This is a genomic window from Pseudomonas helleri, assembly GCF_001043025.1.
Taxonomy (GTDB): Bacteria; Pseudomonadota; Gammaproteobacteria; order Pseudomonadales; family Pseudomonadaceae; genus Aquipseudomonas; species Aquipseudomonas helleri.
Window position 1 is genome coordinate 399,512 of record NZ_JYLD01000004.1, and the last position, 7,779, is coordinate 407,290.

General features: G+C 57.6%; 7 protein-coding genes. 2 read left to right on the plus strand and 5 right to left on the minus strand.

Going from position 1 to position 7,779, the window contains the following annotated elements; all coding sequences use genetic code 11:
* Positions 1-317: 317 nt before the first annotated feature.
* The gene (locus tag TU84_RS09470; protein WP_048368783.1) at positions 318-1,982 is read left to right on the plus strand and encodes an electron transfer flavoprotein-ubiquinone oxidoreductase; all 1,665 of its coding nucleotides are present in this window, start codon (positions 318-320) and stop codon (positions 1,980-1,982) included.
* An 83-nt stretch (positions 1,983-2,065) separates the two neighbouring features.
* Here TU84_RS09470 and TU84_RS09475 read toward each other — a convergent pair whose 3' ends face one another.
* Positions 2,066-2,959 (minus strand): AraC family transcriptional regulator, encoded by an 894-nt coding sequence (locus tag TU84_RS09475; protein WP_048368784.1) that lies wholly within the window; start codon positions 2,957-2,959, stop codon positions 2,066-2,068.
* Between the two features lie 179 nt (positions 2,960-3,138).
* Between TU84_RS09475 and TU84_RS09480 the strand changes: the two genes are divergently transcribed.
* A complete protein-coding gene (locus tag TU84_RS09480; RefSeq protein WP_048368785.1) occupies positions 3,139-4,203 on the plus strand; it encodes an NAD(P)-dependent alcohol dehydrogenase in 1,065 nt (354 codons plus the stop codon).
* A gap of 76 nt (positions 4,204-4,279) precedes the next feature.
* On the opposite strand, the gene TU84_RS09485 is transcribed toward TU84_RS09480, so the two are convergent.
* From TU84_RS09485 to TU84_RS09500, 4 genes are all read right to left on the minus strand, one after another.
* Entirely contained in the window at positions 4,280-4,846 is a 567-nt protein-coding gene (locus tag TU84_RS09485) for a DUF1285 domain-containing protein (protein WP_048368786.1), read from the minus strand.
* 15 nt (positions 4,847-4,861) lie between these two features.
* Complete coding sequence (locus TU84_RS09490; protein ID WP_048368787.1) at positions 4,862-5,467, minus strand: DUF4823 domain-containing protein; 606 nt, start codon at positions 5,465-5,467, stop codon at positions 4,862-4,864.
* A gap of 77 nt (positions 5,468-5,544) precedes the next feature.
* Positions 5,545-6,513: a GTP 3',8-cyclase MoaA gene (locus tag TU84_RS09495; protein WP_048368788.1), complete on the minus strand. Its 969-nt coding sequence runs from the start codon at positions 6,511-6,513 to the stop codon at positions 5,545-5,547.
* A gap of 113 nt (positions 6,514-6,626) precedes the next feature.
* A complete protein-coding gene (locus TU84_RS09500; RefSeq protein WP_048368789.1) occupies positions 6,627-7,268 on the minus strand; it encodes a TetR/AcrR family transcriptional regulator in 642 nt (213 codons plus the stop codon).
* Between the last annotated feature and the right edge of the window lie 511 nt (positions 7,269-7,779).

Genomic DNA, 7,779 nt, shown 5'->3' on the forward strand with positions numbered 1-7,779 from the left:
GTCTTTAGAGGTGCTCTTGAAACCAACAATCAGCCTACGGCGAGCGCAAAACCGCCCGTATCTTGACCGGAACACCATTTGCGGTCAATACAGCAAATCGGCCACTTTAGAGCCGCGTGTCATTGATTTGTCTGGCTTGCAGCGAATTCAAACAAACGTTTGTATTGGACGCTGCTAGTGGTGTAGATATAATGCGCGCCCATAGAGAGAGCGGCGCCTCATCCATTGCGTCTTCGACTGCAAAGCGAGGGAATAATGGATGAAACGCCAAACCTCCAATTAGAAAACACCGTTGAGCCTTGAGTAGGAGATAGCCTGTGGAACGCGAATACATGGAATTCGACGTGGTCATCGTCGGCGCCGGCCCTGCCGGTTTGTCCGCCGCCTGCCGTCTTAAGCAGAAGGCCGCCGAAGCCGGTAAAGAAATCAGCGTCTGCGTGGTTGAAAAAGGCTCCGAAGTCGGCGCTCATATTCTGTCCGGTGCGGTATTTGAACCCCGCGCCCTGAACGAATTGTTCCCGGACTGGAAAGAACTCGGCGCACCGCTGAACACACCGGTGACCCGTGATGACATTTATGTACTGCGCAGCGACAGCACTGCGACAAAAGTACCTGACTTCTTTGTGCCTAAAACCATGCACAACGAAGGCAACTACATTATTTCCCTGGGCAACCTGTGCCGCTGGCTGGCTCAGCAGGCCGAGAACCTGGGCGTAGAAATCTACCCGGGCTTCGCCGCCCAAGAAGTGCTGTTCGATGAAAACAACGTGGTTCGCGGGATCATCACCGGCGACCTGGGCGTTGACCGCGAAGGCAAGCCGAAAGAAGGTCTGTACACCCCCGGCATGGAACTGCGCGGCAAGTACACCTTGTTCGCAGAAGGCTGCCGCGGCCATTTGGGCAAGCAACTGATCGAACGCTTCAAGCTCGACAGTGACGCAGACAGCCAGCACTACGGCATCGGCCTGAAAGAAATCTGGGAAATCGATCCTGCCAAGCACCAGCCTGGCCTGGTCGTACACACCGCAGGCTGGCCGCTGGACATCACCAGCAACGAAAACACTGGCGGTTCTTTCCTTTATCACCTGGAAAACAACCAGGTCGTGGTCGGTCTGATCGTCGACCTGTCCTACAGCAACACCTTCCTGTCGCCGTTCGATGAGTTCCAGCGCCTCAAGCACCACCCGGTCCTCAAGCAGTACCTGGAAGGCGGCAAACGCATCAGCTACGGCGCACGCGCACTGGCAAAAGGTGGCCTGAACTCGCTGCCAAAAATGGTCTTCAACGGTGGCGCACTGATCGGATGCGATCTGGGCACCATGAACGTGGCCAAGATTAAAGGCAGCCACACCGCCATGAAGTCCGGCATGCTCGCTGCCGACGCCGTGGCCGACTCGCTGTTTGCAGGCTCCGAAGGCGGTGACGCACTCAACACTTACGTTGAGTCTTTCAAAGCCAGCTGGTTGTACGAAGAACTGTTCGCCAGCCGTAACTTCGGCCCGGCGATGCACAAGTTCGGCCCGCTCATGGGCGCAGGCTTCAACTGGGTCGATCAGAACTTCTTCGGCGGCAAACTGCCGTTCACCCTGCACGACACCAAACCAGACTATGCCTGCCTGAAGCTGGCCAAAGACTGCAAGAAGATCGACTACCCGAAACCGGACGGCAAACTCAGCTTCGACAAACTCAGCTCGGTCTTCCTCTCCAGCACCAACCACGAAGAAGAACAGCCGTGCCACCTCAAGCTGCGTGACGCGAGCATTCCGATCAACGTTAACCTGCCGCTCTACGACGAACCTGCCCAGCGTTACTGCCCGGCTGGCGTGTATGAAGTGATTACTCAGGAAAGCGGCGAGAAGCGTTTCCAGATCAACGCGCAAAACTGCGTGCACTGCAAAACCTGTGACATCAAAGACCCGTCGCAGAACATCACCTGGGTAACCCCGGAAGGTGCTGGCGGCCCGACTTACCCGAACATGTAAGTCCGTAGGAGCGAGCTTGTCTCACGATCTTTTGATCGTTTAAAAGATCGCGAGGCAAGCTCGCTCCTACAGCGTCCGGGCGCTCAGCACACCGAGCTTTCACACCCCGGGCTGCGCTCAAAATAGCGTTTGTACTCGCGACTGAACTGCGAAGTACTCTGGTAACCCACCCGCTCGGCCACTTGCGCCACACCCAAGCCTTCATTGCTTAACAGCAGTTGTTGCGCCCGCAACAGGCGCAGGCGCTTGAGGTACTGCACCGGCGACAGCAATGTGCTGCGCTTGAAGTGCTCATGAAAGGTCGACGCGCTCATGTTCGCGCAACGGGCCAAGGTCTCAACATTCAACGGCTCGGCAAAATGCTCATGCAAATGGGTCAGCGAGGCCGCGACCCGGGCAAACTGACCCTGCTGCTCAACCAACGCCCGCAACACGCTGGCTTGCGGACCGCGCAAGGCGGCGAACAAGACTTCGCGCAAGCGCGCCCGCCCCATGATCCGGCACTCCAGCGGGTCATGCAGGCAGCGCAATAAACGCTCAACCGACTGACGCATCTCATCATCCAGCACAGCCGAGGTCATGGACTCCGGGGTCTGGGCGATACTGCGCTCAGGATCCAGGCCCATGGCCAGCACCAACTCTCCGAGCACCGCCCGGTCAATGCTGATCGCGACGCCCAGCAGCGGCATCTCTTCAGACGCAAAGGTTTCGCACTCAAACGGCACCGACAAGGCCTGCACCAGGTAATGCCCGGCGCCGTACTCCATGGTCCGGGTGCCCAGATAGGCCACCTTGCTGCCCTGGGCGATGACCATCAGGCTCGGCTCATAGATCTGCGGCATCCGCGCCACGGTGTTGCAGGCCGACACCACGCGCACCTCAGGCATCAGGGTAGGAACAAAGCCCAGGCGGTTGGCCAGCGGTTTGATAAGGGACACCAGCGTGGCGTTCTCATCGCGGTGACGCGTTAAAAACATGGAAATAATTCACAGCAGTAATGGATCGCCGCATCTTCGCAGAATTGATCAATAAAGCGACAGTTGCTCCGCGAGTTCGGACGAATAGGCATGACACGCGGAGGAATCGTCATAGTCCTGCAAGGACTGCGGGCGCACACTTGCGCCCTGTTCACAGCTATCGCAATTCGAGGTTTCCCATGTCCAACGTCACTTACAACGCCATCGGCTATGCCGCTCAAACCTCTTCAGCGCCACTTGCTCCGATGCAGTTCAACCGCCGCGCACCGCGCCCGGACGACGTAGCCATCGAAGTCCTGTACTGCGGCGTCTGCCACTCAGACATCCACCAGGCACGCAACGAGTGGGGCTTTGCGGTGTACCCGGTGATGCCGGGCCACGAGATCGTCGGCAAAGTCACCGCCATCGGCGACAAAGTCACCAAGCACAAAGTCGGCGACCTGGTCGGTGTGGGTTGCATGGTTGACTCATGCCGCGAGTGCTCGGCCTGTAAAGAAGACCTGGAGCAATACTGCCTGGAAGGCGCGACCATGACCTACTGCACGCCAGACCGGGTCGACGGCACCAACACCATGGGCGGCTACTCGGACAGCATCGTGGTGAGCGAGCACTTTGTCGTGCGCATCCCTGAAAACCTCGACCCGGCCAGCGCTGCCCCGCTGCTGTGCGCCGGTATCACCACCTACTCTCCGCTGCAGCACTACGGCGTAGAAGCGGGCGATAAAGTCGGCGTTCTGGGCATGGGCGGCCTGGGCCATATGGGCATCAAGTTTGCCAAGGCCATGGGCGCAGAAGTGACCTTGTTCACCCGCTCGGCGGCCAAGGCAGAAGAAGCCTACAAACAAGGTGCCGATCACGTGATCGTGTCCACCGACCCGGAGCAAATGAAAGCCGCTGCCGACCGCTTCGACTTCCTGCTGGACACCATCCCGGTTCCCCACGACCTCAACCCCTACCTCGAAACCCTGCGTTTTGATGGCGTGCACATCCTCGTGGGCCTGATCGAACCGGTCGACCCGGCACTGGATGCGTTCAACCTGGTGTTCAAGCGTCGCGTACTGGCTGGCTCGTTGATCGGCGGCATTGCTGAAACCCAAGAAATGCTCGACTTCAGCGCAGCCAACGGCATCACCTGCGACATCGAAATGCTCGACATCAAAAACATCAACGAGGCGTTCGAGCGCGTGGTGAAAGGCGACGTCAAATATCGCTTTGTGATCGACATGAAAACCCTGAAGGCTTAACCACCGCCCCCTTGTAGGAGCGAGCTTGTCTCGCGATCTTTTGATCGTTAAATGATCGCGAGGCAAGGACTGGGTTTTAGTCCGGCTCAGGCCCGATGACGAAGAATTCGCCGCTGCTCCACACACCCAGCCAGTTCTGGCCGTCGAGGGTGCGTGACACGGCCAATTCGACCAGTTGGTAGAACACGTTGCGATGGATCAACGCTTCCAGGTTACGCCGCACCAGCAGGTAAGGCGCGGGCTCTTGTGTCTTGGGGTCGATCTCGATGCGCAACGGGTGTTCTTTGTCTGCCGTGATCAGTTCGTCGACGTTGGTGTTAAAGCGCAGCACTTGCTGCTCGCCCTGCCCTTCTACTTCCAGGGTAACCGCGACAAACGGCGCGTCATCGACGGTGATGCCCACTTTTTCCACGGGCGTGATTAAAAAGTAGTCATCGCCATCACGGCGAATAATGGTCGAGAACAGTTTGACCATTGGCTTGCGCCCAATCGGCGTGCCCATGTAGTACCAAGTGCCATCACGGGCGATGCGCATGTCGATATCGCCACAAAAAGCCGTGTCCCACAGATGAACCGGAGGCAGCCCCTTGTCGGCCTTGGGGATTTGCGCCAACAGGTTACTGACGTCTACCGGCTCACTCATGCTGCTCTCCTCGACTTATTGATCGCTCAAGCCTATCAAGCTGCGCGCGTACTTAGCCAGCGGCGGGCCGATCAGGTCTTCGGGCTTGTTGTCGTGGAACGTCAGCAAGCCGCCACGGCTGCGGATGGTCGCAGTGTCGATCAGGTACTGAGTGCTGGTTTCAATCAACATGACCTGGATCACGCCACTGTCGACACCCAGGCGGCTGATTTCTTCCTGATCGAGCCATTCGTCGCTGTTGCCAATACGGTCGTCCGCCCGGGCGAAACGGGTGTACAGCAGGTAGTGCGCACCAAAGCCGCGGGCTTCAGCCATGGCGGCGTCCAGCCCTTCCGGTGCTTTGGCCCGGCGCACCATGGGGAAGTATTCAACAAAGCCGTTAAAGGCTTCTTCGGCCACCACGTTGGGCCGCACATACGGGTCGCCCACAGGCGCGAACGGCCCTTGGGCGATGTAGATAAAGGAGTCTGGCTGAATGCGCAGCGAGTTGCTGCGGCGCGTATTGCTGTGATCGAGCAACCCGGCGTCGCTCATCTGATAACGCACGCCCTCGCCCATGTCACTGACCGTCATACAGCCGCTCAGCGCCAAAACAGCCAGCCCCCCAACCAGACTACGCATTCTATTCTCCCAATGGCCGGCGACAGAAAACCGGCGAATAGTCGCGTAATGCAGTTTGCGCGCCAGTTTGAGTGACTTCAGCCGCCGATAATCTTCATTACCGTGGCGCCACCCGAGAAGGCGATGTCCTGCTTGTCGCCCAGAGCTTTCATCAGCAGCCCTTGCAGCGCTGGCAAGGCTTCGTGACGCGGCTTGTTAAGCAGGTCACCGACATAGTGACGATTGCTCGACGACAAACAGCCATGCAGCCAGCCCGTCGATGACAGGCGCAAACGCGAGCAGGTTCGACAGAACGGCACGCTTTCGTTGGCGATGACGCCAAAATAGCCGTGACTCGGGATGTGATAGCGCACTGCCGTGGCATCCATGGGCGCGTCGGCTTGCAGGTATTCGTAACGTTCGCCGATCAACGCAAGCAATTGTTGCAGGCTGACGAACTGCTGCAAAAACCCGTTGCCGTCACTGGCCAAGTGCCCCATACGCATGAGTTCGATAAAACGCAGCTCGTATCCCTGCTCAAGGCAGTAGTCCAGCAAGGGCATGACTTGATCAAGGTTTTGCCCGCGCAGCGGCACCATATTGACCTTGATGTTCATGCCGGCGGCACGGGCTTGCCGCATCCCGTCGAGCACCGTCGGCAAATCGCCGCCACGGGCAATTCGGCGGAACGCCACAGGGTCGAGGGTATCCAGGGAAACGTTGAGTCGACGAATGCCCGCGTCGAGCAGTAACGGCAATTTACGCGCAAGCAACTGGCCGTTTGTGGTCAGGCTGATATCACTCAAACCCAACTGGCCGACTTCACGCATAAAGGTTTCAAGCTTGGGACTGACCAACGGCTCGCCGCCGGTGATGCGCAAGCGTTCAATCCCGGCCGCTTCAATCAGGTAAGCGACCCCACGCACCATGGCTTCGGCCGACAGCTCGTCCTGCGCCGCGACCAGCCGCTTGCCGTTCGGCACACAGTAAGTGCAGGCGTAGTTACAGGCAGAGGTCAGACTGATACGCAAATTGCGAAAGCGTCTGCCTTGGCGGTCAACAATCATGGAGGGCTCCGGCGCGGGGAATAAGGGCCGCAGCAGAACAGGACTGACGCGTCATGCTCTGCTACGACCCAAGCCCGAGTATAGACCTGACGGCATTCGGCCACGTCAGGAAATTACTCGACCGCAGGCGTGTCCGTGTCACGCTTGCGCTTGTTGCCCATGCGCACGCCGATGTCCATCAGGAACTGGAAAAAGCCTTCCTGATCTTCCAGCACATTGCTCCAGAACGGCGAGTGATACAGCGCCACAGCGCCGTGCACCAACGCCCAGGCGGCGCAATAGTGGAAGTAAGGCGGGACATCTTCGAGCTTGCCTTCGCTGATCCGGCCTTTGATCAGCAGGGTCAGGTGTTCAAAGTTGGACGCGCGGATTTTGTGCAGTTCTTCAACCAGCTCAGGCACTTGGTTGCCTTTGACGACCTTTTCTTCCAGGCGATCAAACAGCCGATAGCGCTGAGGATCGCGCATGCGGAATTCAAAGTAGGCACGTGACAGCGCCTCTTTGTCTTTATCCACATCTGCGGAGTGCAGCAACGTGTTCAAGTCACGTTCGTAGTCGAGCATCAGCCGCAGATAGATCTCGGCCTTGGACTTGAAGTGCTTGTAGATCGTGCCTTTGCCAATACCCACGGCATCAGCAATCATCTCGACGGTGACGCTGTCTTCACCTTGTTCGAGGAACAGCTTGAGCGCGGTATCGAGAATTTCTTGCTCACGGCGACGAAACTCACGGACCTTACGGGGTTCTTTGTGCATAAGAAAAGGTCTGTAGGGGTCAAAATAGAAGCGGAGTATTATGCATTAGTCACGCTAAATTGCACGGACCATCCTACCGCTGGATGTTTACAGCTGAACACAGAGCCACAGAAGCGTACTCAAACGAATTGCGAGTATTCCAAATCTGTTTAAAAAACGACCAATGCGTCACTGGACGTTCGACAAAGCTGACCAATACTTACCTTGTCGGCGTTACATCCCCCCAAATGCCACGCCGACATTTGAGGCGGCACTGGATGTGCACCTCTGTTTTACTCCTAATGGTCTTAACCCGGATTCCCCAGAGTCCGGGTTTTTTTTGCATTTTTCTTTGTAGGAGCGAGCTTGCCTCGCGATCTTTTGATTTTCCAAAAGATCGCGAGGCAAGCTCGCTCCTATGTATGGACTCGCCCCCCACTGTCAACCCGCTTTTGCCCACTGACACCCGGCTGCATCTATGTATAAGGCCTATTCTAGGAAGCCATAATCGGCTTCTGGCCAACATTTTATG